The sequence below is a fragment of the Streptomyces sp. NPDC025784 genome, assembly GCF_055558435.1.
The window spans coordinates 31781-57755 of the sequence record NZ_JBVHMN010000001.1; the positions used below are offsets into that span (position 1 = coordinate 31781).

Genomic DNA, 25975 nt, shown 5'->3' on the forward strand with positions numbered 1-25975 from the left:
CGCCGCGCGCCTCGCCGCCCCGGTTCGCCCGTGGGCCGTGCGTGCCCTGCCGCCCCGGTCCGTCCGGTGCTCGGCGCTCCTCAGGTGCCGGACGGGCCGGGGAGCGGCACGTCCGGCGCGCGGGGACGAGACGTCCCGCGCCGCACCCGGGGACGGGACGTCCGTGCCCGCCCTCGGAGGGCGGGCACGGACGTCCCGGGATCAGGCCTCGCGGACCCGCAGCGCCCGTGCGAGATCGTCGAGTTGGTCCGCGAGCTTGCGCCGCAGCGCCGGAATGGGCTCGGCGTCCCGCAGACATGCCTCGCCCAGCGCCAGCGTCCGGTCGGAGATCGCGTGCACGGGGAACGCCCAGCGTCCCGCCGCCTCGGCGATCGCGGGACCGCGACGGCCGGCGACGGCCACCGCGTCCGGCCAGTACCGCTCGACGTACTCCCTTACGAGCTCGGCCTGTTCGGGCTGCCAGAAGCCCTGCGCGGTGGCGGTGAAAAGGTAGTTGGACAGGTCGTCGGTGGTGAACATCTCCTCCCACGCCCTGCGCTTGGCCTCCGGGTCGGGCAGCGCGGCCCGGCAGCGGGCGGCGCCCTCCTGGCCGGTGGCGCTCGGGTCCTGGACGAGTTCGGCGTCGATGACGGCGTCGTCGACGGCGCCGAGCACGGCGAGTCGGCCGAGGATGCGCCAGCGCAGCTCCGGGTCGAGTTCCGGGCCGCCGGGCACGGTGCCCTCGGAGAACCAGGCACTGATGGTGTCGGGGTGGGCCGCGACGTCGATGAAGTGGCGTACGGCGGTCAGGCGCAGCCCCGGGTGGGACCCGTCCTCGGTGCGGCGGATCAGGTCACGGCACAGGTCGGTGAGGGTGGCGAGCGCGGCGGGCCGCTCCTCGGCGGACACGAACCGGTCGGCGACGTGGGCGGTAGCGAACGACAGGACGCCCTGGACGAGGGCGAGGTCCGTCTCGTGCGGGAGGTGGGCGCGGGCGGCCTCGACGTAGGCCATGGCGGGCAGTTCGCCGTCGCGCACGGCGTCCCGCAGGGCGTTCCACACGACCGCGCGGGTGAGCGGGTCGGGCAGGCCCGACAGGGAGCCGCGCACGGCCCGGAACGACTCGGTGTCGAAGCGGACCTTGGCGTACGAGAGGTCTCCGTCGTTCAGGAGGAGCAGGGCCGGCCGCTTGCCGATGGCCACCGGCTCGGCCTGCGGCACGTCCAGTTCGAGGCGCTCGCGGAGGGTGAGGCGGCCCCCGTCGGAGAGGTCCGCGTCGTAGAGGCCGACGGCGATGCGGTGCGGGCGGCTGCCCCGGTGCTCGACGGTGAGGGCATGGCCGCCGTCGGCCGCCGCGGTGATCGTGGGGACGAGGGTGTCCACGCCGGTGGTCCGCAGCCAGGAGTCGGCCCAGGCGTGCACGTCGCGCTCGGTGGCGGAGGCGAGGTTGTCGATGAAGTCGGCGAGGGTGGCGTTGCCGAACTTGTGGCGGGCGAAGTGCGTGTTGATGCCGGCGAGGAAGTCCTTCTCGCCGAGCCAGGCCACCAGTTGGCGCAGGGCGGAGGCGCCCTTGGCGTAGGAGATGCCGTCGAAGTTGAGCATGGCGGACGCGGTGTCGGGGACGGCGTCCGGGTCGGGGGCGACGGGATGGGTGGAGGGGCGCTGGTCCGCGTCGTAGCCCCAGGACTTGCGGGCGACGCCGAAGTCGGTCCAGGTGTCGGTGAAGCGGGTGGCCTCGGTGAGGGTCTGGTAGCCCATGTACTCGGCGAAGGACTCGTTCAGCCAGATGTCGTCCCACCAGCGCAGGGTGACCAGGTCGCCGAACCACATGTGGGCCATCTCGTGGGCGATGACCATGGCGCGGGTCTGACGCTCCGTGTCGGTGACGGCGGAGCGGTAGATGAATTCGTCGCGGAAGGTGACGAGTCCGGGGTTCTCCATGGCGCCGGCGTTGAACTCGGGGACGAACGCCTGGTCGTAGGAGTCGAAGGAGTAGGGCTCGTCGAACTTCTCGTGGTAGCGGTCGAAGCAGGCGCGGGTGACGTCGAGGATCTCGTCCGCGTCGGCGTCCAGGTACGGGGCGAGGGAGCGGCGGCAGTGGATGCCGAAGGGGAGGCCGCGGTGCTCGGTGCGCACGGAGTGCCAGGGGCCCGCGGCGACGGCGACGAGGTAGGTGGAGACCAGCGGCGTGGGCGCGGCCGTCCAGCGGCCGTTGCCGAGGTGCTCGGTGACGCCGTTGGCGAGAACGGTCCAGCCCTCGGGGGCGGTGACGGACAGCTCGAAGACGGCCTTCAGGTCGGGCTGGTCGAAGGCGGCGAAGACGCGCTGGACGTCCTCCATGAACAGCTGGGTGTAGACGTAGGTCTCGCCGTCGGTGGGATCGGTGAAGCGGTGCATGCCCTCGCCGGTGCGGGAGTAGCGCATGACGGCGTCGACGCGCAGCTCGTGCTCGCCCGCGGTCAGGGCTTTGAGGGGCAGCCGGTTCTCGACCAGGGCCTCCGGGTCGAGGGACTGCCCGTCGAGGGTGACGGAGCGCAGCTCTGCGGGCTTCAGCTCGACGAAGGTGTCCGCCTCGGCGCGGGCGGTGAACCGGATGACGGTCCGGGAGTCGAAGGTCTCGTCCCCGCGGGTCAGGTCGAGTTCGATCCCGTAGTGGTGGACGTCGAGGAGCTTGGCACGGGTCTGCGCTTCGTCGCGCGTCAGTACGGACATGAGGACATGCTGCCTGATGGCTCCGACAGGGCACAGAGGTGGTCCGGTACGCGGCATATGCACCCCACCACTCGCGGCCCGCTCCACCCGCGGTCCTCCTCCCGCGGAGCGGGCCCCTACGGGGTGCGGCGCTGCTCCAGTGTGCCGTTGCGGGGCTCGCGCTGGACGGGGAAGCGGGTGTCCGGGCGGGGCAGGACCGGGCCGGCGGCGCGCGGGCCGGCGTCCTTGGCCTGTGCGCGCAGTTCGCGCAGCTCCTCCTCCAGGGCCCGGTGGCGCCGGTGGCTGTCGAACAGGTAGCGGACCTTGGTGCGCAGTGCCCAGGGGTCGATGGGCTTCATGACGAGGTCGGCGACGCCGAGGCCGAAGGCGGTGGAGGTGAGTTCGGCGTCGGGGCCGAAGCCGGTGAGCAGGATGACCGGGATGTGCTGGGTCTGCTCCACCCGGCGCATGTAGCGCACCACGTCGAGGCCGCTGACGCCGGGCATGCGCACATCGAGGAGGAGCAGCCCCACCTGACCGCGCAGGACTTCCTTGAGCGCCTCGTCGCCGCTGGTGGCCCGCGCCACCTGGTAACCCAGCGGTGCCAGGGCGCTCTCCAGCGCGTACAGCGTGTCTTCGTGGTCGTCGACGATGAGGATCTTGGCATCCGACGGCATGGCCCGACGTCCCCTCGGTTGGGCGTACAGCTTATGCCCGTACGGACTCACGGGCTGCGCCCGTGGCCTGACAGCGCGTGCCCGGCAGGGCGTGCTGGGCGTGTGTTCGGCGCGTGCTCTTGTTCCCGGCATGTGCCCGGCGTGTACCCGGCACGGAGTGTTCAGGCAGGATGCACGTTCGGAGCGCCCGGTGTCACTCCCCCGCGTCCGCCGCGGCGCCTCCCGCGTCGTCCGCGATGCGCTCGTGGTGCCGGATGACCTCGGCAATGATGAAATTCAGCAACTTTTCGGCGAAGGCCGGATCCAGCTTGGCGCTTTCGGCCAGCCTGCGCAGCCGCTCGATCTGCTGGGCCTCGCGGGACGGGTCCGCGGGCGGCAGCTGGTGGGCGGCCTTGAGGTGTCCGACCTGCTGGGTGCACTTGAAACGCTCGGCGAGCATGTGCACGACGGCGGCGTCGATGTTGTCGATGCTGTCGCGCAGCCGGGCGAGTTCGGCGCTGACGGCGGGGTCGACTTCCTGGGGCTTGCTCGTGGTCATGAGGTCCCACCCTACGTGGCCTCGGGCCGCTCGATCATGGGCGGATCGTCGGGGTCGGGGATCCGGTCGCTCCAGCCACCGGGGACGGTCCGTCCCTGCTGGGCCCGGAAGCGGACCGGAGCCATGCCGACGCGCCGGGTGAACAGCCGGGAGAAGTACGCGGGGTCGTCGTAGCCGACGCGGCGGGCGACGGCGGCGACCGGGAGTTCGGTGGCGGCGAGGAGCTCCTTGGCGCGTCCCAGGCGGATGCCGAGGAGGTAGTCCTTGGGGCTGCATCCGGCGCCGCGGCGCACGGCGCTGCGCAGTTCGGCGGGGGTCATGCCGTGCCGGGCGGCGTGGTCGGCCACGGACATCGCCTTGAACGCGTCGCGGGCGAGGGCCTGGAGGACCTCGTCGCCGTCGGGGGCGAGGTCGGCGCGGGCGCGGCGCAGGGCGACGAGGAGCTCGTGGACGGCCGCGCCCGTCTCCACCTCCAGCAGGGGGTTGCCGCGGCGGGCGGCGCGGGCGATCCGGCCCACGACGGCGCGGGCGGCGGCCGCGTCGGAGAGGGGCACGACGGGCCGGCCGGGTTCGATGTAGCCGAGTTCGGTGTACGTGGCCGCCGCGGGTCCCGTGAAGTCGACGAAGCACTCGTCCCAGCTCGGGTCGGGCCCGTAGTGGTGCGGCACTCCGGGGGTGAGCCAGATCAGGGCGGGCGCGGTGACGGGATGGCGGTGTCCGTCGGGGGTGCGGTACCAGCCGCTGCCGGCGCCGATCACGACGGCCACGTGATGGTCGAGGGTGCGGGGGCCGACGGCCGGCAGCTCGCCGTGCTGGAGGCCGACGCCGAGGCAGGCGAGGCCGAGCCGGTGGTGGACGGGGCCGGGGGTGAAATAGCGCATCCAGGTGTGGTACACCCGCTTTCCTCCCGCCTGTCCGGCCGCCTCTTGCGTCCAATCAGCGACGATCTTTGTCCATGGACGCCACTGCCGCCAGGGCTGATCGTGGTGGCCATGAGCGAGTTCACGGTGGGGGACACGGATTTCCTGCTGGACGGCCGCCCGGTGCGGCTGCTGTCCGGCGCACTGCACTACTTCCGGGTGCACGAGGAGCAGTGGGCGCATCGCCTGGGGATGCTGCGGGCGATGGGGCTGAACTGTGTGGAGACGTACGTGCCGTGGAATCTCCACGAGCCGCGCCCCGGCGGCTTCCGGGACGTGGAGCAGCTGGGCCGTTTCCTGGACGCGGTCGCCGGGGCCGGGTTGTGGGCGATCGTGCGGCCCGGGCCGTACATCTGCGCGGAGTGGGACAACGGCGGGCTGCCGCACTGGCTGACGGGCGGGCTCCGCACCCGCGACGAGGAGTACCTGGGGCACGTGGAGCGCTGGTTCCGGCGGCTGCTGCCCCAGGTCGTGTCCCGGCAGATCGGCCGCGGCGGCCCGGTGCTGATGGTGCAGGTCGAGAACGAGTACGGCAGCTACGGCTCCGACCAGGTGTATCTGCGCCGGCTCGCGGACCTGCTGCGCGCCACGGGCGTGAGTGTCCCGCTGTTCACCTCGGACGGCCCCGAGGACCACATGCTCACCGGCGGCTCGGTCCCCGGCGTCCTGGCCACCGCGAACTTCGGCTCGCACGCCCGGGAGGCCTTCGCGACGCTGCGCCGGCACCGGCCGACGGGTCCGCTGATGTGCATGGAGTTCTGGTGCGGCTGGTTCGACCACTGGGGCGCCGAGCACGTGGTGCGCGATCCCGGCGACGCGGCGGACACCCTGCGGGAGATCCTGGAGTGCGGTGCCTCGGTCAACCTCTACATGGCGCACGGCGGCACCAGCTTCGCGGGCTGGGCGGGCGCCAACCGGGGCGGTGGCGCGCTGCACGACGGGCCGCTGGAGCCGGACGTCACCTCGTACGACTACGACGCACCGGTCGACGAACTGGGGCGCCCCACGGAGAAGTTCTGGCGGTTCCGGGAGATCCTCGCCGCCTACGCGGACGGGCCGCTGCCGGACGTGCCCCCGGCCCCCGGGGCGCTCGGTGCCGCCACGCCGGTCGTCCTCGGGGAGTGGGCCTCCCGGGACACGCTGCTGGAGACGCTCGGCGGCGCGGGGGGCGAGTACGCGGTGCCGCCCACGTTCGAGGACCTGGGCGTCGGCCAGGGGCTGGTCAAGTACGAGGTGGGCGTGCCCGGCCCGCGCCAGCCGTACCCGCTGACCGTGCGCGGGCTGCGCGACCTGGCGGTGGTGTACGTCGACGGGGTGGCGGCCGGCGTGCTCGGCGAGGACTCCGCGCAGCTGAAGGAGCCGGTCGCGGGGCCCGCCCGGGTGGAGCTGTGGGTGGAGTCGCTGGGGCGGGTCAACTACGGGCCGCGCACCGGTGAGCCGAAGGGCATCACGGGGGGCGTGCTGCACGAGCGGCAGTATCTGCACGGTGTGCGGGCGCGGGGTCTGCGGCTGGACGCGCTGGACGACGTGGAGGGGGTGCCGTTCGGCCCGCTTCCCCCGGGCGGCGCCCCCGGCCTGTACCGCGGCATCTTCGAGGTGCGCGGCGCCGGGGACGCCTTCCTCGAACTCCCGGGCTGGACCCGGGGGTTCGTGTGGGTCAACGGTTTCTGTCTGGGACGCTACTGGTCCGTCGGCCCGCAGCACCAGCTGTACGTGCCCGGTCCCGTGCTGCGGGAGGGGGTGAACGAGGTGCGGGTGCTGGAGCTGGAGGCGGCCGCTCAGCCGGCCTCGCTCACCTCGAACGAGTCGAGCACGAACTCGGCCGTGCCGTCGTCCCCGGTCTTGCGCAGCCCCACCCAGGCCTCGCCGTCGGCGGGCGCCGTGAACTCGTAGGTGTGCAGCGTCGGTTCGGTGGCGACGGGGAGGGCGGTCCGTTCGAGCTCGGTCGTCGTCGCTCCCCGGTCGACGGCGGTGATCCAGGCGTACTGGCCGGCCTTCTCGTTCTCGTGACGGAACGAGACCCGGTAGCGGCGCCCCGGCGTGAACCGGACGGTGTGCGGCACGGTCCGGTAGACCAGACCGTCGTTCTCGCCGCGTGACTTGAGCGACTCGGAGCCGTCGACGACGTCGTCGATCGCCTTGCCGTTCCAGCTCCGCTGGGTGAACGGCGCGTGCCGCTGGGCGATGTGGGTGCGCGGGTCGGTGGATCCGCCCGCGTCGCCCTTCACGAAGGGGCCCCACCCCTGCGGGACGTTCTCGAAGTCCTCGAAGACCAGCGTTCCGCGCTTCGCCGGACGCCGGGCGGGCACGACCCGGACGTTGTCGAACCGCACCCGTGCCTGCCCGGCGGCGGCGCACAGTTCGAGTTCGACGGGCCCGCCGCCCTCGGGCACGGTGAACCAGGTGAACATCCGCTGGAAACGGGTCCCGTGCTTGCGGTCGGCGGCGACGAAGTTGCCCGCGGTCGAGGTATCGGTCCAGTTGGCGGCGGTGACGCCGTCGGCGGTGCGGACCCGGAGGGACGCCCTGCGGGTGCCGTCGGCGCTCTCGCCGACCTCGACCTGCACGGACGCGGCGTACCGGCCGGGCCTGAGGCGGGTGAGCCGCTGGGAGACCGTGGCGGCGCCGCCGGGGGCGATCACCAGCTCGTGGTCGCCGAGGTCGCTGCGCACCACGGAGGCCGGGCCGCTGACCGTCCAGCCCTTCAGCGAGCCCGAGTTGAAACCGGGGTCGTACAGCGGGGTGCCCTGTCCCCAGCGGGGGACGGGGGGCCCGGCCACGCGGGTGCGGTACACGACGTACGGCTGGGCGGGCTCGGCGTCGAGGGTGATCCGGCCGTCGCGCACGGGGACGTCGGCGACGAACACCCGGCCCTGGTCGGTGAGCCGGTACAGAGCGACCCGGGAGAGGCCTTCCCAGTCGCGCGGCACCCGCCACTCGCCGCTGCCGCCGGCCGGGTTGTAGTGGTAGAGCTTCGTGGGCTTCTTCGGATCCCAGGGCAGCAGATAGGCGCCGCCGTCGTAGACGACCCGGCCGTCGGTCGTGATGCGGCGTACGCCGTCCGTGTCGGAGACCGAGGTGCCGCCCGGCCCGGAGAAGGTGATCGTGTGCTCGCCCCATGTGCTGATCGGTTGGGCCTGGAGGTACTTGGCGGGCAGGGAGTGCGTCCAGATCAGCGCGTAGAAGGAGTTCCAGTCGGTCTTGCCGGTCCAGCCCTCGAAGTTGCCCATGCGGGCGATGCCCAGCAGGGTGGGCCACTTGTCGGCGAAGACGTCCTTCTGGTGGTTGCGGACGAAGCGGATGAGCCGGGAGTTGATCCCGCGTGAGGTGTCCGGGCCGTAGTCCGTCTCGGTCGCCCAGTGCGACCACAGGCTGGAGCGTTCCAGGCCGTGGCCCCACTCGGAGGTGACGTGCCAGCCCTGTTCGCGCAGGGCGCGCTGGAGGCGGTCGGAGGTCCAGCCGGACTCGCGGAAGACGTCGATGTACAGGGAGTTGAGGGCCGGGTGCGTCTCCGCGCGCAGGTCGGCGAAGCGCTTGACGATGTCGCCGGAGACGAGGTCGCGGCGCTGGTCGATCCGGTACGACTGGTCCAGCCAGTCCCACTGCTCATCGGTCTTGTCGACCAGGGTCTCGGAGAAGGCGTGGGCGACCGGGTAGGACTCGGTGGCGTTGACGTGGACCGCGAAGTCGCTGTTCCACTTCCTGCCCTCGGCGACCAGGGTGTTGAGATCGGCGAGGCCGCCGGCGCGCTTGTTGTGGTTGCCCGCGTAGTCGGGGTGGGCGGAGTCGTGTCCCTCGGACTGGTAGCCCTTGAGGAGGGTGAACTGCCCGAGCCCGTCGGTCGCCAGGGAGATCCGCTTGACGTCGTCGAGTGTGGCGAGGAACGGATGGGTGGCCTGTGAGGCGAAGTTGAACGGGATGTGCGGCACGACACGGCGGTACGTGCCGTCGGCACCGAGCGGGTCGACCATGATGTCCCGGAAGGCGATCGCGGCGTCCTGCCAGTCGATCACGCCGTCGCCGTTGCGGTCGCCGGTGACGATCACGGTGGCGTACGGGAGCGGTTCGGTGTCGGTCGCCGTCGCGGCCCGATGGGTCCACTCGCCGGGGACGAGCTGGGCCTTGACGTAGCCGTCGGCTCCGCCCGACGGCTCCTTTCGGACGGTCTGCCGCCACAGCCGGCCGTTCTCCCACGAACTGGTGCTGTCGGGTCTGTCGTAGACCGTGTTGGTCTCGACGGCGCCCGCGAGGCCGTGGTGCGCGACGACGGCGTACGCGCATCCGGTCGCCGCATCCGCGGGGGTGTCGCGGGCCGGGGTGACGAGCGTGTCGCCGCTCTTGGACTTGTCCAACTGGATCCTGGCGGCGAGGAGTTGCGCGCCGGGCTGGTCGCTGCGGACGGAGAGCAGGGCGAGGCCGGGGATGCGCAGGGTGCCGACGGACAGCGCGGCGGTCTCGGTGATCTTCGTGATCCGCCAGGTCACCCGCCGGTCCGTGACGGCGATCTCGGTGTCGATCGTGGTGCCGCCGTCGAAGACGAGGCGGTACGCGACCGAGTCGCCGCCGGCCGTGGCGGTGACCGTCGGGGTCCGCTCGGTGCCGTCGACGAGGACGGAGGTGACTTCGTCCTCCTGGGCGTGCAGGACGGCACCGGTCGCGCGGTCGGTGTAGGAGACGATCCGCGGGAATCCGGCGGCGACCCGGACATCGAGGGCGCGGGAGCGCAGGACGAGGTCCGCACCGGGGGCGGCGGCCTCGGCGGAGGCCGGACCGGCCGCGCCGAGTGCGGCCCCGACTCCGGCGGCGGCGCCCGCCGCGACGACCGCGCGGCGCGTGGGGGCGAATGCGGGCGAGGGCATGGCTGAGGGCTGCAAGGCACTCCTCCTGGGGGCTGCGATCGGTGCCGTCAGCCTGCGCCGGGTGAGGTGAACGTGCCCATGGACAAAGGAGGGAGAGGAGTTGGACTAACCGACCGGCGCCTTCAGCTCCTTGTGGAAGTGCACGTCCTGGTGGCCGCCCGGGATGCCTTCCGTGCGGCCCGTCTCGCGGTAGCCGTGCCCGCGGTAGAAGTCGGGGGCCTGGAAGGTGAAGGAGGAGACGATCACCTCGGTGCAGCCGCGTCGCGTGCTCTCCTCCTCGGCGGCCCTCAGCAGCTTGCTGCCCCAGCCGGCGTGCCGCTGGTCCTCGCGCACCCAGAGCATGTCGACGGCGCAGCAGCTTCCCCAGACCCAGGCGGTCAGTCCGCCGACGAGGTCCCCGGCCTCGTCGGTGACGCGGACCGAGAGCGGCTGGGGTGTGCCGGCTCCGGTCGCCTCCGCGTTGAACGCGGTGAGCTCGTCGTCGAGCCGCTGTTCCAGGGCAGCGTCCTTGGCTCCCACCTCCAACGACGCGGTGGCGGTGGGCTGCTGGGCGGAGCCGGTGGGCTGCTGGGCGGTCATGGCCGGGAGTATCGCAGCGCGAGGGGGCGGCGACCGAACGCTTTTCGCTCCCGGACGGGCGCCCGCGACCTGGTCACGGGCGCCCGCACCGCACGAGGTGCGACGACGGCTACAGCCCGGATGCCGCGCGCGCTATGTCGGCCGCGAACGTGGAGACCTCGCTGTAGACGCCGGGGTAGCCCGGCTCCGCGCAGCCCTGGCCCCAGCTGACGATCCCGACCTGGATGTACGCGCCCGTGTCGTCCTTGCGGAACATGGGCCCGCCGGAGTCGCCCTGACAGGTGTCGACCCCGCCCTGCTGGACGAACCCGGCACAGATCTCGTCACCGGGGACGAGATCGCTGCCGTACGCCCGCTGGCAGGTGGCGTCGTCGACGAAGGGGACGGTGGCCTTGCGCAGGTAGCGCTGCTGGGCGCCGCCCTCGCGGGTGGCGCCCCAGCCCGCGACGGTGAAGTTCCCGTTGTTGTACGCCGTGGTGGTGGCGATCTTCAGGGTGGGCTGCTCGATCGGCCTGGCGAGCTTGATGAGCGCCCAGTCCTTGCCCTTGCCGTTGTAGCCGGGCGCCTGGAGGACCTTCGTCGACTTGACCTTGATCGCGCTGCTGCTCTGCAGGTCGACGACCCCGGCGGTGGCGGTGATGGAGGTGTTGTTGCCCGAGCCGTCCACGCAGTGCGCGGCGGTCAGGACGATGCTCTTGGTGTACAGGGCGCCGCCGCAGCCCATGGACAGGCGGACCATGAACGGGAACTCGCCCTGGGCGGCGCGGGTCCCGCCGACCACGGGCGCGGGGGCGGCCTGGGCGGACAGCGGCTGGAGGGACGCGGCGGCGAGCGCCACCGCGGCGACGGCGAGCAGTCTTCTGATGACGCCGTGCTTCTTGAGAGACTTCAACGCGCTTCCTTTCGTGGGGGGTTGAACGCCGGGCGGAAGGCACGCCGAAATGTCCTGGCATGCTCCTGCCAAGCTGTGCGGATTATGAGGACCCGGACACGACAGGGGCAAGGGCCGGATTCCGGCCAGACACGGCGCCGGGCGCCCGCGCACCCCACGCCACCAGGAGGAGACCCCGCTTAGAGTGGAAGTCGGTTCCGGCGTCTTCAGGGGGTGCGGACGTGGCGAACGGCGGTCCCGTCGAGCACGGATACCCGCACCTGGACACGGTGCGGGCGTCGATCACCGCGCTCTACAGAAGGCTCTCCTACGACACGATCCACACGTTCGCGGCCAGCGTCGCCCCCGCGGACGTCGCCTTCGCCGACACCGACGACCTGCACCTCGGCGCGCAGCGCGTGGCCCGCGAGATGGTCCGGCACTACCGGCTGCCCGACGCCCGGATGATCATCGGCTTCCGCGAGATGACCCACGCCGCGAACGTCGAGCTCGCCGCGGGACCCGAGTACTTCGTCGACCTCAACGACCGCTTCCGCACCCACCGCAGGGACATCGGGGCCGCGCTCGCCCATGAGGTGATGCACGTCTATCTGCACCGTCTCGACCTCTCCTTCCCCGGCACCCGCGACAACGAGATCCTCACCGACACGGCCGCGGCCTACCTGGGAGCGGGCTGGCTCCTCCTCGACGCCTACCGCGAGGACGCGGCGTCCTCCCAGAAGCTCGGCTACCTCACCCCGGAGGAGTTCGGATACGTCCTCGCCAAACGCGCCCTCCTCTTCGGCGAGGACCCCTCCGTCTGGTTCACCAGCCCGCAGGCCTACACCGCGTACACCAAGGGCATGGCGCAGGCCCGCCGCGACGAGCAGCAGCCGCCGCTGACCGCGGCCGGCTGGGCGGGCCGCCACCGCTACGCGAAGGACCGCCGTTACGCCCAGGACCATCACTCCTCGGCCCACCGGCCCGGCGCTCCCTATTCCTTCACGCCCGACAGCCGGGGCCCCCTGCGCGTCTCCTTCCCCTGCCCGACCTGCCACCAGCGGATCAGGGTCCCGGTACGCGGCCGGGTACGCGCCCGCTGCACGCTGTGCAGGACGGTGCTGGAGTGCGACACGTGACGGGTGAGTCGCGTGCGTGGAAGAGCGAGAGGTGAGACAGAACACCTCAAAAGCCTTTGCCTCGCGCCTCCTTGGCGCGCGAGGGTCGAGGGATGAGCACGAACGACCCCGCGCCGCGTCTCTTCACCGCTGTGTACGAGGGTGACGAGGACGCGGTCGTACGGTCACTGCGCTCCGGAGCGAGCCCCGAGTCGGTGGACGAGGACGGTCAGACGGCGCTGTACCTGGCGACGGTGAGCGACCAGCCCGGCATCGTACGGCTGCTGCTCGTGGCCGGGGCCGACCCCGACCGGCTGAGTCAGGGCACCGACGCCCCGCTGTGCGGCGCGGCCTGCGGCGGGCACACCGAGGTGGTGCGCGCCCTGCTCTCGGCCGGGGCCGGGCCCGACACGGTGGAGGCCTTCGGATTCACCGCCCTCACCTGGGCGCTCAGGCGCGGCCACTCCGCGGTGACCGAGGCCCTCCTCGCCGCGGGTGCCGACCCGGACCGGCCCGGCCCCCAGGGCGAGGCGCCGCTGGTGGCCGCCGCCCACCGGGGCTCCCCCGGCTGCGTCCGCGCTCTTATCGCGCGAGGCGCGGGGGCCAGGCGCGAGGCGCTGGCGGAGGCCCGCCGCCAGCTCACCCTGGACGTGGCGGCCGAGCTCCTCGCGGGACTGGCCCTGACCCACGGCGCGGGACACCCGTCCACCACCCACCTCTCACGGCAGGACGGCCGCACGGTCGTCGAGGTCCAGCTCCTCGACGCGCAGGGCCACCCCTTCGCCGGCGACGACCGCGAGACGGGCCACGCGGAGATCGCCGCCCTCCTGGAAGGCCCGTAGCGGGCGGCGCGGACAGGCGACACGAGGGCGGCGCGCCACGCGCCGATGCCCACCCCCGTGACCGGGTGGCCACATAGACGCCCGGGGGGCCGGGAGCCCGCCCTCGCGGCGAGCCCCCGACCCCTCCGTCGTTTGTGGCCACGGCTTCACGCCGGCCCCCGAGGTCACGCCTCGTGCCCGGCCACGGCGCTGCGGGGCAGAGCCGCGCCCCACCCGGCGCAGAGCACGAACCCGGCCAGCACCCAGGGCGTCGCCGAGGTCAGCGCGTCGGTCGGCCCGTGCGGCGCGCACGCCGACCGCGAGACAGATCCAGCCCCACAGCGGCCACCCGTTGCCGCGCCCCTGCACCAGGGGAAGCACGATCGCGACCGGACCGCCGGCGAGGAGCGCGCTGCCGAGCACGTCGGGCCGTCCGGCGGACCGCTCACGCGTGGACGGTACGAGGACGAACCCGGCCACCAGGGTCGCCGCGGCGATCGGCACGTTCACCAGGAACACGGACCGCCGGCCCCATGAGCAGCGAGGAGAGGCCGCCGCCCGCCTCGCGCGGTAGTGTCCGGCCGCACGGCCGCCGCAGGCGCTGTCGCCGCGCCCGGGACGACGGCGCGGCCGGGCCCCCCGACACCGGCACACGACCCCGCGCCCGGGAGGCCGGGCCGCAGTCCGCTCAAGGGTCGGACCACGGCGCACCCAGGAGGCCGGGCCACGGCGCGCACCCACCCGGGAGGCTGGGCGACGACGCGTGAGCGGGCCGGACTACCCCGCCCCGTACACTGCGCCGGGCGTCTCCGCCGCCGCCAGCAGTTTCAGCGCCGTCTCGCCCGCCTCCGACGGGGTACGGCGCGCCCCCCTGTCCGCGCTCGGGCCCGGCCGCCAGCCCTCCATCACGGTGATCCGTCCGCCTTCGGTCTCGAAGACCCGGCCGGTGACCCCGTGGCAGGCGGCCGAGCCCAGCCAGACGACCAGCGGCGAGACGTTCTCGGGGGCCATGGCGTCGAACCCGGTCCCGGGCGCGGCCATGGTCTCGGCGAACGTCCGCTCGGTCATCCGCGTACGGGCCGCCGGGGCGATCGCGTTGACCTGGACGCCGTAGCGCCCCAGCTCCGCGGCGGCGACGAGGGTCAGCCCGACGATCCCCGCCTTGGCCGCGCTGTAGTTGCCCTGCCCCACCGATCCCAGCAGCCCGGCTCCGCTGCTGGTGTTGACGACGCGCGCCGCCGGCGTCCGCCCCGCCTTGGCCTCGGCGCGCCAGTGCGCCGCCGCGTGCTTCAACGGCAGGAAGTGCCCCTTCAGGTGGACGCGCGTCACGGCGTCCCAGTCGTCCTCTTCGAGGTTGACGAGCATCCGGTCGCGCAGGAACCCGGCGTTGTTGACGAGGGTGTCGAGGCGGCCGTACGTCTCCAGGGCGGTACGGACCAGCGACGCGGCGCCCCCGGCGGTCGCGATGTCGCCGTCGTGCGCCACCGCTTCGCCGCCCGCCGCGCGGATCTCCTCGGCCACCCGCGCGGCCGGGCCCCCCTCCCCCGGCGTGCCGTCGAGGCCGACACCGAGGTCGTTCACCACGATCCGGGCGCCCTCGGCGGCGAACGCGAGGGCGTGCGCCCTCCCGAGCCCGCGGCCCGCTCCCGTGACGACGACGACCCGCCCTTCGCACAGCGGCCGTTCGCTCATCGCGCGTCTCCCTTCTCCTTGTTGACCGTCGCGGCGTCCAGGAACGCCGGCCGCTCCCCGCCCCCGTGGACGAGGAGCGAGGCCCCGCTGATGTACGCGGCGGCGTCCGACGCGAGGAAGACGGCGGCCTCCCCGACGTCCGACGGGCGGGCGAGGCGGCCCAGCGGGACGGTGCCGGCGACGGCCGCGACCCCGTCCTCACCGCCGTAGTGCAGATGGGCCAGTTCGGTACGGACCATGCCCACGACCAGTGTGTTGACCCGGACGTCGGGGGCCCATTCGACGGCCATCGAGCGGGCGAGGTTCTCCAGACCCGCCTTGGCCGCGCCGTACGCCGCCGAGCCGGGTGACGGGCGTGTCCCGCTCACGCTGCCGATCATCACGATGCAGCCCCCGGCCCGCCTGAGGTGCTCGTACGCGGCGAGCGAGGCGGTGAGCGGCACGGTGAGGTTGAGCTCGATCACCCGGGCGTGCCGTGCCGCGTCCGCTTGCGCCAGCGGCCGGTAGGGGGCGCCGCCCGCGTTGTTGACCAGCACGTCGAGTCGTGGCAGGGCGTCGAAGAAGGCGTGGACGGCGGCCGTGTCGCGCAGGTCGACGGGGACGAACTCGGCGCTCTCCAGCGGGACTTCGGGCGGTCTGCGGGCACAGACCACGACCCGTGCGCCGGTCCGTGCGAAGGCCCGCGCGATCCCGGCCCCGACACCACGGGTGCCGCCGGTGACGACGACCGTCCTGCCGTCGCGATCCAGGTTGTCCACAGGGCCTCCCGCGCGGATGCATTCGCTGCTAGCTTCGAGATTGCACCTAACAAACGTTTGGTGGAAAGGTAGCTGATGCGCCCATGGGTGTCTCCACCTCGTCCCCGGAAAAGGGGATTTCCGTCGTCACGGTCGACTTCCCCCCGGTGAACGCGCTGCCGGTCAGCGGCTGGTTCGCCCTGGCCGACGCGATCCGCGCGGCGGGTCGCGACCCCGGCCATCGCTGTGTGGTGCTGGCGGCCGAGGGACGCGGATTCAACGCGGGAGTCGACATCAAGGAGATGCAGCGCGACCGGGACGGCCACAGCGCACTCCTCGGCGCCAACAGCGGCTGTGCGGAGGCCTTCGCCGCGGTGTACGAGTGCGAGGTCCCGGTCGTGGCCGCGGTGCACGGCTTCTGCCTGGGCGGCGGCATAGGCCTCGTGGGGAACGCGGACGCGATCGTGGCCAGCGAGGACGCCACCTTCGGCCTCCCCGAGCTGGACCGGGGCGCGCTCGGCGCGGCCACGCACCTGGCCCGGCTGGTCCCGCAGCATCTGATGCGCGCGCTGTACTACACCTCACGCACGGCGAGCGCGGCCGAACTGCACGCGCACGGCTCCGTGTGGCGGGTCGTCGGGCGGGAGCGGCTGCGCGCCGCCGCGCTGGAGCTGGCCCGCGAGATAGCCGCCAAGGACGGCCGGCTCATCCGCCTCGCCAAGGCCGCGATCAACGGCATCGACCCCGTCGACGTGCGCCGCAGCTACCGCTTCGAGCAGGGCTTCACCTTCGAGGCCAACCTGAGCGGGGTGGCCGACCGCGTCCGCGGCACCTTCGGCAAGGAGGCCGTCCAGTGACCGACAAGACCATGTCCGCGGACCAGGCAGTCGCCCGCCTGGAGAGCGGGATGACCCTGGGCATCGGCGGCTGGGGCGCACGCCGCAAGCCGATGGCTCTGGTCAGAGCCCTGCTCCGTACCGAGGTCACGGACCTCACCGTCGTGTCGTACGGCGGCCCGGACGTGGGCCTGCTGGCCGCCGCCGGACGTATCCGCAAGCTCGTCACCGCCTTCGTCACCCTCGACTCGATCCCCCTGGAACCGCACTACCGCGCGGTGCGGGAGAGCGGCGCCATCGAGCTGACGGAGGTCGACGAGGCGATGTTCATGTGGGGGCTGCACGCCGCCGCGAACCGGCTGCCGTTCCTGCCGGTGCGGGCCGGACTCGGCTCGGACGTCCTGCGGGCCGACCGGGGCCTGCGGACGGTCACCTCGCCGTACGCCGACCCGTCCACGGGAGTGCGCGAGGAGTTCGTCGCCATGCCCGCGCTGCGCCTCGACGCGGCCCTGGTCCACATGAACCGCGCGGACCGCCTGGGCAACGGCCAGTATCTGGGCCCCGACCCGTACTTCGACGACCTGTTCTGCGAGGCGGCGGACGCGGCGTACGTCTCCTGCGAGCGGATCGTCGACACGGCGGACCTCGTCAAGGAGGCCGCCCCGCAGACGCTGCTGCTCCAGCGGTCGAGCGTGACGGGCGTCGTGGAGACACCGAACGGCGCGCACTTCACCTCCTGCGCTCCCGACTACGGACGCGACGAGGCCTTCCAGAAGCTGTACGCGGCCTCTGGGCACGCCGAGTTCGCCGAGCGCTTCCTGAGCGGCGACGAACACGTCTATCAACGCGCCGTCCAGGCCTGGCAGAAGGAAGGGACCCCGTGAGGACGACCCGCGCCGAGTACTGCGTGATCGCCTGCGCCGAGACCTGGCGGGGAGACGGTGAGGTGCTCGCCAGCCCCATGGGCCTGATCCCCTCCATCGCCGCCCGCCTCGCCCGGCGCACCTTCTCGCCCGACCTGCTGCTCACCGACGGCGAGGCCATGCTCGTCGGCCCCGACGGCACGCCCGAGGGCTGGCTGCCCTACCGCCGGCATCTGACGGCGGTCACCGGCGGACGCCGTCACGTGATGATGGGCGCGAGCCAGATCGACCGCTTCGGCAACCAGAACATCTCTTGCATCGGCGACCCGGGGCGCCCCGCACGCCAGCTGCTGGGTGTGCGCGGCGCCCCGGTCAACACTCTGAACAACCCGACGAGTTACTGGATCCCGAAGCACTCCCCGCGCGTCTTCGTCGAGCGGGTCGACATGGTCTGCGGCGTGGGGTACGACCGCGCCGCCGCCGCGGGTCCGAGCGCCGCCCGCTACCACCGCCTGCCGCGCGTGGTGACCGATCTCGCCGTGCTCGACTTCGCGACGCCCGACCGTTCGATGCGGCTGGCCTCGGTGCACCCGGGTGTCACGGTCGACGAGGTGCGGGCGGCCACGGGCTTCACGCTGACCGTCCCCGACGAGGTGCCGGCCACCCGCGAACCGACCGATCGGGAGCTGGAGTTGATCCGCGAGGTCATCGATCCGACCGGGGCGCGGGACCGCGAGGTCCCCCCGGCGGGGCGGGGCGGGCGCTGATGGAGACCGCGCTGACCCGGCTCGTCGGGGTCCGCCACCCCCTCGTGCAGACCGGGATGGGCTGGGTGGCGGGCCCCCGACTGGTCTCGGCGACGGCGAACGCCGGTGCGCTGGGCGTCCTGGCCTCCGCGACCATGACACCCGACCGGCTGCGGGAGGCCGTGCGGGAGGTCAAGTCCCGCACGGACCAGCCGTTCGGGGTGAATCTGCGCGCCGACGCCGGGGACGCGGGAGACCGGGTGCGGATCATCATCGACGAGGGCGTCCGCGTCGCGTCCTTCGCGCTCGCCCCCTCACGCGAACTGATCGCCGAGCTGAAGGAGGCCGGCGTGGTCGTCGTCCCGTCCGTCGGCGCCCGGCGGCACGCGGAGAAGGTGGCCGCGTGGGGCGCGGACGCCGTGATCGTGCAGGGCGGCGAGGGCGGCGGCCACACCGGAGAGGTGGCGACGACGGTGCTGCTGCCTCAGGTGGTGGACGCGGTCCGCATACCGGTCGTCGCCGCGGGCGGGTTCCACGACGGGCGGGGCCTGGTGGCCGCGCTGGCGTACGGCGCGGCGGGCATCGCCATGGGCACTCGTTTCCTGCTCACCTCGGACTCCACCGTCCCCGACGCGGTCAAGGCGAGGTACCTGGCGGCGACGGTCAAGGACGTCACGGTGACCAGGGCCGTCGACGGTCTGCCGCACCGCATGCTGCGCAGCGAGCTCGTCGACTCGCTGGAGCGGTCCGGCCGTGCCCGGACGCTGGTCCGGGCCGTGCGCCGGGCGGCCGGCTTCCGGCGGCTGTCCGGGCTGTCCTGGTCGCGGATGATCCGCGACGGCCTGGCCATGAAGCACGGCCGGGACCTGACATGGAGCCAGGTCCTGCTCGCCGCCAACACCCCCATGCTGCTGCGGGCGTCGATGGTGGAGGGGCGCACGGATCTGGGGGTGATGGCGTCGGGGCAGGTCGCGGGAGTCATCGAGGACCTGCCGTCGTGCGCCGAGCTGGTCACCCGCGTGATGGCCCAGGCGCACGAAACCCTCGGCGCCCTGCCGGACCCCGGTGCTTCAATGCCCGCGTGAGTCGGTCGATCAACGAGCCGTGGGGCCTCGGTGTCTTCGGTGCGGGAAGCGTCCGGCTGGAACCCCGGCTGGGGTGTCACCCGGCCCGCCCCGGCCCGGGTGACGCGCCTTCGGTGTACTTCCGGGCAGGTCAGAGCCGTTCGACGATGGTGACGTTGGCCTGTCCCCCGCCCTCGCACATGGTCTGGAGGCCGAACCTGCCGCCGGTGCGCTCCAGCTCGTGCAGGAGCGTCGTCATCAGTTTCGCTCCGGTGGCGCCGAGCGGGTGGCCCAGTGCGATCGCGCCGCCGTTGACGTTGACCTTGTCCGGGTCGGCTCCGGTCTCCTTGAGCCAGGCGAGGACGACCGGGGCGAAGGCTTCGTTGATCTCGACGAGATCGATCTCGTCGAGCGACATGCCGGTCTTCTTCAGGGCGTACGCCGTCGCGGGGATCGGGGCCGACAGCATCCGGATGGGGTCCTCGCCCCGGACGGAGAGGTGGTGCACGCGGGCACGCGGCGTCAGTCCGTGTTCGCGCACCGCGCGCTCCGAGGCGAGCAGGACCGCGGCGGCGCCGTCGGAGACCTGCGAGGAGCAGGCGGCGGTGATGGTGCCGCCCTCGACGACGGGTTTCAGTCCCGCCATCTTCTCCAGCGAGGTGTCACGGCGCGGGCCCTCGTCGGCCGTCACCTCTCCGTAGGGCACCGTCTCGCGTGCGAAGCGGCCCTCGTCGAGCGCGCGAACCGCCCGTCGGTGCGAGCGCAGTGCGAACTCCTCCTGGGCGCGCCGGTCGATGCCCCACTTCCGGGCGATCGACTCGGCGCCGTGGAACTGGTTGACGGGAAGGCCGCCGTAGCGCGCCCGCCAGCCCTCGCTGCCGGCGAAGGGTCCCTCGGTCAGGCCGAGCGGTTCGGCGGCCTGCCGGGAGGCGAAGGCGATGGGTATGAGGGTCATGTTCTGCACTCCGCCCGCGACCACAAGGTCCTGGGTTCCGGAGAGCACCGCCTGCGCGGCGAAGTGCACGGCCTGCTGGGAGGACCCGCACTGCCGGTCGACGGTGACCCCCGGCACCTCCTCGGGGAGTCCGGCGGCGAGCCAGCAGGTGCGGGCGATGTCGCCCGCCTGCGGTCCCACCGCGTCCAGACAGCCGAAGACGACGTCCTCGACGGCGGCCGGGTCGATGCCGGACCGCTCGATCAGGGCCTTCAGGACGTGCGCGCCGAGGTCGGCCGGGTGGACACCGCCCAGGCCTCCCCCACGGCGCCCGACGGGCGTGCGGACCGCTTCGACGATGTAGGCCTCGGCCATGGCGACTCCTTGGCAGACAGGGGGTGTTGGCGTACGGCTACTCCCGTACGGAGATGCCGTCCAGCACCATCGACAGGTACTGCCGGGCGATCTCCTCGGGACTGTGCTGTCCTCCGGGCCGGTACCAGGACGCGGCGACCCACACGGTGTCGCGCACGAACCGGTAGGTGAGCCGGATGTCGAGGTCGGCCCGGAAGACCTCGGCGACGACGCCGCGTTCCAGTGTGCTCAGCCACGCCTTCTCGAAGTTGCGCTGCGATGCGGCGAGGAACGCGAAGCGCTGCTGCGCGGCGAGCTGCCGGGACTCCTTCTGGTAGATCGCGACGGCCGCCCGGTGCCGGTCGATCTCCCGGAAGGACTCCGTGACGAGTGCCTCCAGGGTCTCGCGCGGACCGAGGCCGGCGTCCAGGACGGCGTCGTACCCGCTCCAGAGCTCGTCCAGGAAGGTCCGCAGGATCTCCTCCAACATCGATTCCTTGGAGTCGAAGTGGTAGTAGAGACTGCCCGCGAGCATCCCGGCCTCGTCCGCGATCCTGCGTACGGTGGTGGCGTTGTAGCCCTGCTCGGCGAAGACCTCGGCGGCGGTGTCGAGCAGTTCGCGGCGCCGCTCCGGTGTCGCGGTCACCTGGGGCTTCTTCTTGGTAGGCACAGGTCCATTGTGGTCCCGCGGGCCGCGGGGGCCCGCACCCCGGGGACCGCTGCGCGGGCGGTGCCCGTCCGACGCATCGCGTCGGGCCGGCGCCTAGGCATGCTGGCTGCTGACGGAGACGACCTCACCCGTCAGGTACGAGGAGTAGCCGGAGGCCAGGAAGACGATCACGTTCGCCACCTCCCACGGTTGCGCGTACCGCCCGAAGGCCTCGCGTCCGGTCAGTTCCTCCAGCAGTTCGGGGGTGGTCACCTTCGCCAGGTGGGGGTGCATGGCGAGGCTCGGCGAGACGGCGTTGACCCGCACTCCGTAGGCGGCGGCCTCGATCGCCGCGCAGCGGGTGAGCGCCATGACCCCGGCCTTCGCGGCGGCGTAGTGGGCCTGGCCGGCCTGGGCGCGCCAGCCGACGACGGACGCGTTGTTGACGAGGACTCCCCCGCCGGACTGCGCCCGGAACAGCCGCAGGGCGGCTCTGGTGCACCGGAAGGTGCCGGTCAGTGTCACGTCGAGGACCTTCGACCACTGCTCGTCGGTCATGTCGACGAGGGGTGAAGTGCCTCCCAGCCCGGCGTTGTTGACGACGGCGTCCAGGCTTCCGTGCAGGTCCGTGGCCGCCTCGAAGAGCGCCTGGACCTGGGTCTCGTCGCTGACGTCGCAGGGCCGTGCGGCGACACGATCGGCGCCGAACTCCGCGGCGAGGTCCTGCTCGGTCTCCTTGAGCCGGCGCGTGTGGGCGTCGCTGATCAGGACGCGCGCCCCCTCCTCCAGGAACCTCCGCGCCGTGGCCCCGCCGATGCCCGCACCCGCCGCGGCGGTGATGACGGCGGTGCGTCCCTCCAGCAGCCCGTGCCCGGGGACGTACGCCGGGCTCTCGACGTCGCTCATGGCTCCACGCTAACCTACCAAACACTTGTTAGGGAAGGTTGCCGCCGGAAGGTGCCGCCGATGGATCTCGCCCATTCCCGCGCCGACGAGGCGTTCCGCGCCGAGGCCCGCGCCTGGCTCGACGCCCATGTCCCGGCCGTCCCCCTGCCCTCCCTGGAGACCGCGGAGGGATTCGCCGCCCACCGGGCCTGGGAGGCCGAACTGGCCGCGGACCGCTGGTCGGTGGTGTCCTGGCCCGAGGAGTACGGCGGGCGCGCCGCGGACGTGGTGCGCTGGCTGGTCTTCGAGGAGGAGTACTGGTCCGCGGGCGCCCCGGGCCGGGTGAGCCAGAACGGCATCAGCCTGCTCGCCCCGACGCTCTTCGACCACGGGACGGCGGAGCAGCGTGCGCGCGTGCTGCCGTCGATGGCCACGGGCGAGGTCGTCTGGGCGCAGGCGTGGTCCGAGCCGGAGGCGGGTTCCGACCTGGCCTCGCTCACCTCCCGCGCGGTGCGCACGGACGGCGGCTGGCTGCTGCGCGGGCAGAAGACGTGGTCGTCACGGGCCGCGTTCGCCGACCGCGCGTTCGGCCTGTTCCGCAGCGAACCGGACACCCCGAAGCCCCATCAGGGCCTGACCTACCTGATGTTCGACCTACGGGCGCCGGGGGTGACGGTCCGCCCGATCGGCCGGCTGGACGGCAAGCCGGCCTTCGCCGAGCTGTTCCTGGACGACGTGTTCGTCCCGGACACGGACGTGATCGGCGAGCCCGGCGCGGGCTGGCGGGTCGCCATGGCGACGGCGGGCAACGAACGCGGGCTGACCCTGCGTTCACCGGGCCGCTTCCTGGCCGCCGCCGACCGGCTGGTGGGCCTGTGGCGCGACCGTGCCGATCCCTCGGACACGGCCCTGCGCGACCGGGTGGCCGACGCGGTGATCGGCGCCCGCGCCTACCAGTTGTTCACCTACGCCCACGCCTCCCGCTTCCTCGACGGCGAGACCGTCGGGCCGGAGTCCAGCCTGAACAAGGTCTTCTGGTCCGAGTACGACATCGCTCTGCACGAGACGGCACTCGACCTGCTCGGCCCGGCCGGCGAGCAGGCGGACACCGAATGGTCCGAGGGGTTCGTGTTCTCCCTCGCCGGCCCCATCTACGCGGGCACCAACGAGATCCAGCGCGACATCATCGCCGAGCGGCTGCTCGGCCTGCCGAAGGGCCGCCGCTGATGCGCTTCCTGCTCGACACCGAACAGCGTGCCTTCGCCGCCTCGCTCGACGCGATGCTGTCGTCCGCGGACACGCCGGCCGTCGTACGCGCCTGGGCCTCGGGCGACCACGGACCGGGCCGGGCCGTGTGGTCCCGGCTCGCCGACGCGGGGGTCTTCGCGCTGGCGGCACCCGCGGCGTACGAGGGGGTGGGCCCGCTGCCCGTCGGCATCGCCGTCGCCTTCGTGGAGCTCGGGCGTCACGCCGTGCCGGGACCGCTGGCCGAGACGGTGGCGGGGGCCGCCCTCCTCGCCGCTCTCGGCGAGGAGGGGCCGGCCGAGCGGCTCCTGCCGGCGATCGTGTCGGGCAAGTCCATGACGACGCTGGTCCTACCGGGCGGAGGCCCCTTCGCACTGGACGGCGACGTGGCGGACCTGCACCTGACGGTGCGCGGCACCGGCGCGGCGGCGGAGCTGCGGGGGTCGTCCCGGGCCGCCGCCGGGACCGGCCTCACGCGGACCTCCCTGGACCCCGCCCGCCGGCTGGCTCTCCCCCGCTCCGGCGGCGAACGCCTCGCCGGCGGACCCCAGGTGGCCGACGCGGCCGCCCGTGCGCTCGACTGGGCCCGTCTCGCCACCGCGGCCCAGGCCCTCGGCGTCGGACAGACCCTCCTCGACCGGACCGTCGGCCACGTCGGGCGGCGCACCCAGTTCGGTGTGCCCATCGGTTCGTTCCAGGCGGTCAAGCACCGGCTGGCGGACGCGAGGATCGCCCTGGAGTTCGCGCGTCCGCTGCTGTTCGGCGCCGCCCTGTCGATGATCCCGGCGGACGTGGCGGCCGCCAAGGTCACGGCCTGCGAGGCGGCCTGGACGACGGCCCGGTCCGCGCTGCAGCTGCACGGCGCGATCGGCTACACGGCGGAGTACGACCTCTCCCTCTGGCTGACCAAGGCCCGTGCGCTGCGCACCGCGTGGGGCACTCCGGCCGAGTGCCGCGCGGAGGTCCTGCGCGGGCTCAGTGGTGCTGGTCCCCGCTCGTGACCTCCCGGTACTCCTCGGCCGTCGGCTTGGGTATCCGTGTCCCGGGCCCGTACAGTGCGCGGGCCAGTCGTGCCCGCAGCCGGTGCGGGACGGGGATCCGCCGGGTGACCCCGTTCGCGTCGACACTCGGCCCCACCTCGTAGGGCGGCGCCTGTTCGTGCTGGGTGAGCGTGAACCGCTGGGCCGGCGTGAGCGGTTCGTGGACCTCCACGTACTCGCCGTGCGGAAGGCGCTTGATCGTCCCGGACTCGCGCCCGTGCAGCACCTTGTCGCGGTCCCGGCGTTGCAGCCCCAGGCAGATCCGCTTGGTCACGACGAAGGCGAGCACGGGACCGGCGAAGACGGCCACCCGTACGAACCAGGTGATCGCGTTGATCGAGAGGTGGAAGTGGGTGGCCCACAGGTCGTTGCCGCCACCGACGAGGAGCACCGCGTACAGCGTCAGCCAGGCCACGCCGAGCCCGGTGCGCGTGGGCACGTTGCGCGGCCGGTCCAGGATGTGGTGCTCGCGCCTGTCGCCGGTGATCCACGCCTCGACGAAGGGGTAGACGGCGATCGCGGTCATGATGAGCGGGAAGAGCATGAAGGGGATGAAGACGCCCAACTGGAGGGTGTGTCCCCAGGCGTTGATCTCCCATCCCGGCATCACCCGGATCAGGCCCTCCGAGAAGCCCAGGTACCAGTCGGGTTGCGCGCCGGTGGTGACCAGGTCGGGGCGGTAGGGGCCGAAGGCCCACACGGGGTTGATCGTCGCGATCGCGCCCACGATCGACAGCACGCCGAAGACGAGGAAGAAGAACCCCCCGGCCTTGGCCATGTAGACGGGCATGAAGGGCATCCCCACGACCGACTTCTCGTCCCGTCCGGGGCCGGGGTACTGCGTGTGCTTGTGGTAGAAGACCAGGATCAGGTGGGCGACGACCAGGCCGAGCATGATGCCGGGCAGCAGCAGCACATGGATCGGGAAGAAGCGCGAGATGATGTCGTGCCCCGGGAACTCCCCTCCGAAGAGGAAGAAGGAGAGGTACGTCCCCACGACCGGGACCGAGAGGATGGCGCCCTGCGCGAACCGGACGCCCGTGCCGGACAGCAGGTCGTCGGGGAGCGAGTAGCCGGTCAGCCCGGTGATGAGGCCGAGCATCAGCAGGGTCCACCCGAAGAGCCAGTTGACCTCGCGCGGCTTGCGGAACGCACCGGTGAAGAACACCCGCATCATGTGCACGAGCATTCCGGCGAGGAAGACGAGCGCCGCCCAGTGGTGGATCTGCCGGATCAGCAGCCCGCCGCGCACGTCGAAGCTGATGTCGAGCGTGGACTCGTAGGCCCTCGTCATGATGACGCCGTTGAGCGGCTCGTACGAGCCGTGGTAGACGACCTCGACACCGCTCGGTTCGAAGAACAGGGTGAGGTAGACGCCGGTGAGGATCAGCACCAGGAAGCTGTAGAGGCAGATCTCGCCGAGCAGGAAGGACCAGTGGTCCGGGAACACCTTGCGCATGTTGGCCTTGGCCAGCGCGTAGATGCCGAGCCGCCCGTCGGCCCAGTCCGCGAGCCGTTCGCCCTTGGCGGGCTCGGCCGCCCGCCCGGCCCGGGAGGTGCCGGCTCCGGGCGCGACGGGCCGGGAGGCCGTCGTCCCGGTCGCGGCGCGCGCCGTCCCGTCCCCGGCGCCGGTCGTGGTGGACCCGGCTGCCCCGTTCCGGGTGCCGCCCGTGGTGGGCCCGGCTGCCCCGTTCCGGGTGCCTGGCGTCGCGGACCCGGCCGTCCCGTTCCCCGCGCCGACCGGCCCCGACCCCGCGGCCCCGGACGCGCCGGTGCGTGGTGTCCCGACCTCCGAAGTCCTCGCAGCCCGCCCGGAGTTGGTCTCTCGTGCGCCCATACGCCGCTCCCCTCGGCCCCCCAGGGTGGCATGCCGTCCC

22 protein-coding genes are annotated in these 25975 nt (G+C 72.9%); 9 read left to right on the top strand and 13 right to left on the bottom strand.

Going from position 1 to position 25975, the window contains the following annotated elements; genetic code table 11:
* Positions 1–201: 201 nt before the first annotated feature.
* The 4 genes from pepN to ACZ4IF_RS00145 form a co-directional block, all read right to left on the bottom strand.
* The gene (gene pepN / locus ACZ4IF_RS00130; protein ID WP_467558141.1) at positions 202–2691 is read right to left on the bottom strand and encodes an aminopeptidase N; all 2490 of its coding nucleotides are present in this window, start codon (positions 2689–2691) and stop codon (positions 202–204) included.
* A 116-nt stretch (positions 2692–2807) separates the two neighbouring features.
* The gene (locus ACZ4IF_RS00135; RefSeq protein ID WP_467558143.1) at positions 2808–3347 is read right to left on the bottom strand and encodes a response regulator; all 540 of its coding nucleotides are present in this window, start codon (positions 3345–3347) and stop codon (positions 2808–2810) included.
* A 193-nt stretch (positions 3348–3540) separates the two neighbouring features.
* Positions 3541–3885: a chorismate mutase gene (locus ACZ4IF_RS00140; protein WP_095933631.1), complete on the bottom strand. Its 345-nt coding sequence runs from the start codon at positions 3883–3885 to the stop codon at positions 3541–3543.
* A gap of 11 nt (positions 3886–3896) precedes the next feature.
* Positions 3897–4781 carry a helix-turn-helix domain-containing protein gene (locus tag ACZ4IF_RS00145; RefSeq protein ID WP_345643919.1) on the bottom strand — a complete coding sequence of 295 codons (885 nt, stop codon included), beginning with the start codon at positions 4779–4781 and terminating at the stop codon, positions 3897–3899.
* 96 nt (positions 4782–4877) lie between these two features.
* Between ACZ4IF_RS00145 and ACZ4IF_RS00150 the strand changes: the two genes are divergently transcribed.
* The gene (locus ACZ4IF_RS00150) at positions 4878–6698 is read left to right on the top strand and encodes a glycoside hydrolase family 35 protein (protein WP_467558146.1); all 1821 of its coding nucleotides are present in this window, start codon (positions 4878–4880) and stop codon (positions 6696–6698) included.
* Here ACZ4IF_RS00150 and ACZ4IF_RS00155 read toward each other — a convergent pair.
* The 3 genes from ACZ4IF_RS00155 to ACZ4IF_RS00165 all read right to left on the bottom strand — a co-directional run bounded on the left by ACZ4IF_RS00155 (position 6584) and on the right by ACZ4IF_RS00165 (position 11135).
* Positions 6584–9664 (bottom strand): endo-alpha-N-acetylgalactosaminidase family protein, encoded by a 3081-nt coding sequence (locus tag ACZ4IF_RS00155; RefSeq protein ID WP_467558148.1) that lies wholly within the window; start codon positions 9662–9664, stop codon positions 6584–6586. The genes ACZ4IF_RS00150 and ACZ4IF_RS00155 overlap by 115 nt on opposite strands.
* Before the next feature lie 105 nt (positions 9665–9769).
* Positions 9770–10243, bottom strand: coding sequence for a GNAT family N-acetyltransferase (locus ACZ4IF_RS00160; protein WP_467558150.1), 474 nt, complete (start codon positions 10241–10243; stop codon positions 9770–9772).
* Between the two features lie 109 nt (positions 10244–10352).
* Entirely contained in the window at positions 10353–11135 is a 783-nt protein-coding gene (locus ACZ4IF_RS00165; protein WP_345643907.1) for a S1 family peptidase, read from the bottom strand.
* 221 nt (positions 11136–11356) lie between these two features.
* On the opposite strand from ACZ4IF_RS00165, the gene ACZ4IF_RS00170 reads away from it, so the two are divergent.
* Positions 11357–12253, top strand: a complete 897-nt coding sequence (locus ACZ4IF_RS00170) for a hypothetical protein (RefSeq protein WP_345643904.1) — start codon at positions 11357–11359, stop codon at positions 12251–12253.
* A 92-nt stretch (positions 12254–12345) separates the two neighbouring features.
* Positions 12346–13074 (top strand): ankyrin repeat domain-containing protein, encoded by a 729-nt coding sequence (locus tag ACZ4IF_RS00175; protein WP_467558153.1) that lies wholly within the window; start codon positions 12346–12348, stop codon positions 13072–13074.
* Positions 13075–13830: 756 nt separating this feature from the next.
* On the opposite strand, the gene ACZ4IF_RS00180 is transcribed toward ACZ4IF_RS00175, so the two are convergent.
* Both ACZ4IF_RS00180 and ACZ4IF_RS00185 read right to left on the bottom strand, forming a co-directional pair.
* The gene (locus ACZ4IF_RS00180; RefSeq protein ID WP_467558155.1) at positions 13831–14745 is read right to left on the bottom strand and encodes an SDR family oxidoreductase; all 915 of its coding nucleotides are present in this window, start codon (positions 14743–14745) and stop codon (positions 13831–13833) included.
* Positions 14742–15494, bottom strand: coding sequence for an SDR family oxidoreductase (locus ACZ4IF_RS00185; protein WP_467559899.1), 753 nt, complete (start codon positions 15492–15494; stop codon positions 14742–14744). Before ACZ4IF_RS00185 ends, ACZ4IF_RS00180 begins: the two co-directional genes overlap by 4 nt.
* Positions 15495–15586: 92 nt before the next feature.
* Here ACZ4IF_RS00185 and ACZ4IF_RS00190 point away from each other — a divergent pair, with 92 nt between their 5' ends.
* Genes ACZ4IF_RS00190 through ACZ4IF_RS00205 form a run of 4 tightly spaced genes read left to right on the top strand, consistent with a single transcriptional unit; the run spans position 15587 to position 19012 of the window.
* The gene (locus tag ACZ4IF_RS00190; protein ID WP_467558157.1) at positions 15587–16339 is read left to right on the top strand and encodes an enoyl-CoA hydratase family protein; all 753 of its coding nucleotides are present in this window, start codon (positions 15587–15589) and stop codon (positions 16337–16339) included.
* A complete protein-coding gene (locus tag ACZ4IF_RS00195; RefSeq protein ID WP_467558159.1) occupies positions 16336–17202 on the top strand; it encodes a CoA transferase subunit A in 867 nt (288 codons plus the stop codon). The genes ACZ4IF_RS00190 and ACZ4IF_RS00195 overlap by 4 nt, the downstream gene beginning before the upstream one ends.
* A complete protein-coding gene (locus ACZ4IF_RS00200; RefSeq protein ID WP_467558161.1) occupies positions 17199–17948 on the top strand; it encodes a CoA-transferase subunit beta in 750 nt (249 codons plus the stop codon). The genes ACZ4IF_RS00195 and ACZ4IF_RS00200 overlap by 4 nt, the downstream gene beginning before the upstream one ends.
* On the top strand, positions 17948–19012 hold the full coding sequence (locus tag ACZ4IF_RS00205) for an NAD(P)H-dependent flavin oxidoreductase (RefSeq protein WP_345643887.1): 1065 nt from the start codon (positions 17948–17950) through the stop codon (positions 19010–19012). The genes ACZ4IF_RS00200 and ACZ4IF_RS00205 overlap by 1 nt, the downstream gene beginning before the upstream one ends.
* A 130-nt stretch (positions 19013–19142) precedes the next feature.
* Here ACZ4IF_RS00205 and ACZ4IF_RS00210 read toward each other — a convergent pair whose 3' ends face one another.
* From ACZ4IF_RS00210 to ACZ4IF_RS00220, 3 genes are all read right to left on the bottom strand, one after another.
* Complete coding sequence (locus ACZ4IF_RS00210) at positions 19143–20300, bottom strand: acetyl-CoA C-acetyltransferase (protein WP_359491172.1); 1158 nt, start codon at positions 20298–20300, stop codon at positions 19143–19145.
* Positions 20301–20337: 37 nt separating this feature from the next.
* Positions 20338–20949, bottom strand: a complete 612-nt coding sequence (locus ACZ4IF_RS00215) for a TetR/AcrR family transcriptional regulator (protein ID WP_467558163.1) — start codon at positions 20947–20949, stop codon at positions 20338–20340.
* A 93-nt stretch (positions 20950–21042) separates the two neighbouring features.
* Complete coding sequence (locus ACZ4IF_RS00220) at positions 21043–21834, bottom strand: SDR family oxidoreductase (RefSeq protein ID WP_467558165.1); 792 nt, start codon at positions 21832–21834, stop codon at positions 21043–21045.
* A 60-nt stretch (positions 21835–21894) separates the two neighbouring features.
* Here ACZ4IF_RS00220 and ACZ4IF_RS00225 point away from each other — a divergent pair, with 60 nt between their 5' ends.
* Together ACZ4IF_RS00225 and ACZ4IF_RS00230 are read left to right on the top strand one after the other, a co-directional pair.
* Positions 21895–23040, top strand: a complete 1146-nt coding sequence (locus ACZ4IF_RS00225; RefSeq protein WP_359491177.1) for an acyl-CoA dehydrogenase family protein — start codon at positions 21895–21897, stop codon at positions 23038–23040.
* Positions 23040–24059, top strand: a complete 1020-nt coding sequence (locus tag ACZ4IF_RS00230; RefSeq protein ID WP_467558168.1) for an acyl-CoA dehydrogenase family protein — start codon at positions 23040–23042, stop codon at positions 24057–24059. Before ACZ4IF_RS00225 ends, ACZ4IF_RS00230 begins: the two co-directional genes overlap by 1 nt.
* Here ACZ4IF_RS00230 and qcrB read toward each other — a convergent pair.
* Positions 24034–25935, bottom strand: coding sequence for a cytochrome bc1 complex cytochrome b subunit (gene qcrB / locus ACZ4IF_RS00235; protein WP_467558170.1), 1902 nt, complete (start codon positions 25933–25935; stop codon positions 24034–24036). The two genes, ACZ4IF_RS00230 and qcrB, sit on opposite strands and share 26 nt — an antisense overlap.
* Positions 25936–25975 lie beyond the last annotated feature (40 nt).

Coding starts and splice junctions, on each gene's coding strand:
- ACZ4IF_RS00135 (WP_467558143.1), bottom strand. CDS start 3,347: ATGCCGTCGGATGCCAAGATCCTCATCGTCGACGACCACGAAGACACG.
- ACZ4IF_RS00225 (WP_359491177.1), top strand. CDS start 21,895: ATGGATCTCGCCCATTCCCGCGCCGACGAGGCGTTCCGCGCCGAGGCC.
- ACZ4IF_RS00180 (WP_467558155.1), bottom strand. CDS start 14,745: ATGAGCGAACGGCCGCTGTGCGAAGGGCGGGTCGTCGTCGTCACGGGA.
- ACZ4IF_RS00230 (WP_467558168.1), top strand. CDS start 23,040: ATGCGCTTCCTGCTCGACACCGAACAGCGTGCCTTCGCCGCCTCGCTC.
- pepN (WP_467558141.1), bottom strand. CDS start 2,691: ATGTCCGTACTGACGCGCGACGAAGCGCAGACCCGTGCCAAGCTCCTC.
- ACZ4IF_RS00210 (WP_359491172.1), bottom strand. CDS start 20,300: ATGGCCGAGGCCTACATCGTCGAAGCGGTCCGCACGCCCGTCGGGCGC.
- ACZ4IF_RS00155 (WP_467558148.1), bottom strand. CDS start 9,664: ATGCCCTCGCCCGCATTCGCCCCCACGCGCCGCGCGGTCGTCGCGGCG.
- ACZ4IF_RS00175 (WP_467558153.1), top strand. CDS start 12,346: ATGAGCACGAACGACCCCGCGCCGCGTCTCTTCACCGCTGTGTACGAG.
- ACZ4IF_RS00220 (WP_467558165.1), bottom strand. CDS start 21,834: ATGAGCGACGTCGAGAGCCCGGCGTACGTCCCCGGGCACGGGCTGCTG.
- ACZ4IF_RS00150 (WP_467558146.1), top strand. CDS start 4,878: ATGAGCGAGTTCACGGTGGGGGACACGGATTTCCTGCTGGACGGCCGC.
- qcrB (WP_467558170.1), bottom strand. CDS start 25,935: ATGGGCGCACGAGAGACCAACTCCGGGCGGGCTGCGAGGACTTCGGAG.
- ACZ4IF_RS00190 (WP_467558157.1), top strand. CDS start 15,587: ATGGGTGTCTCCACCTCGTCCCCGGAAAAGGGGATTTCCGTCGTCACG.
- ACZ4IF_RS00140 (WP_095933631.1), bottom strand. CDS start 3,885: ATGACCACGAGCAAGCCCCAGGAAGTCGACCCCGCCGTCAGCGCCGAA.
- ACZ4IF_RS00160 (WP_467558150.1), bottom strand. CDS start 10,243: ATGACCGCCCAGCAGCCCACCGGCTCCGCCCAGCAGCCCACCGCCACC.
- ACZ4IF_RS00205 (WP_345643887.1), top strand. CDS start 17,948: ATGGAGACCGCGCTGACCCGGCTCGTCGGGGTCCGCCACCCCCTCGTG.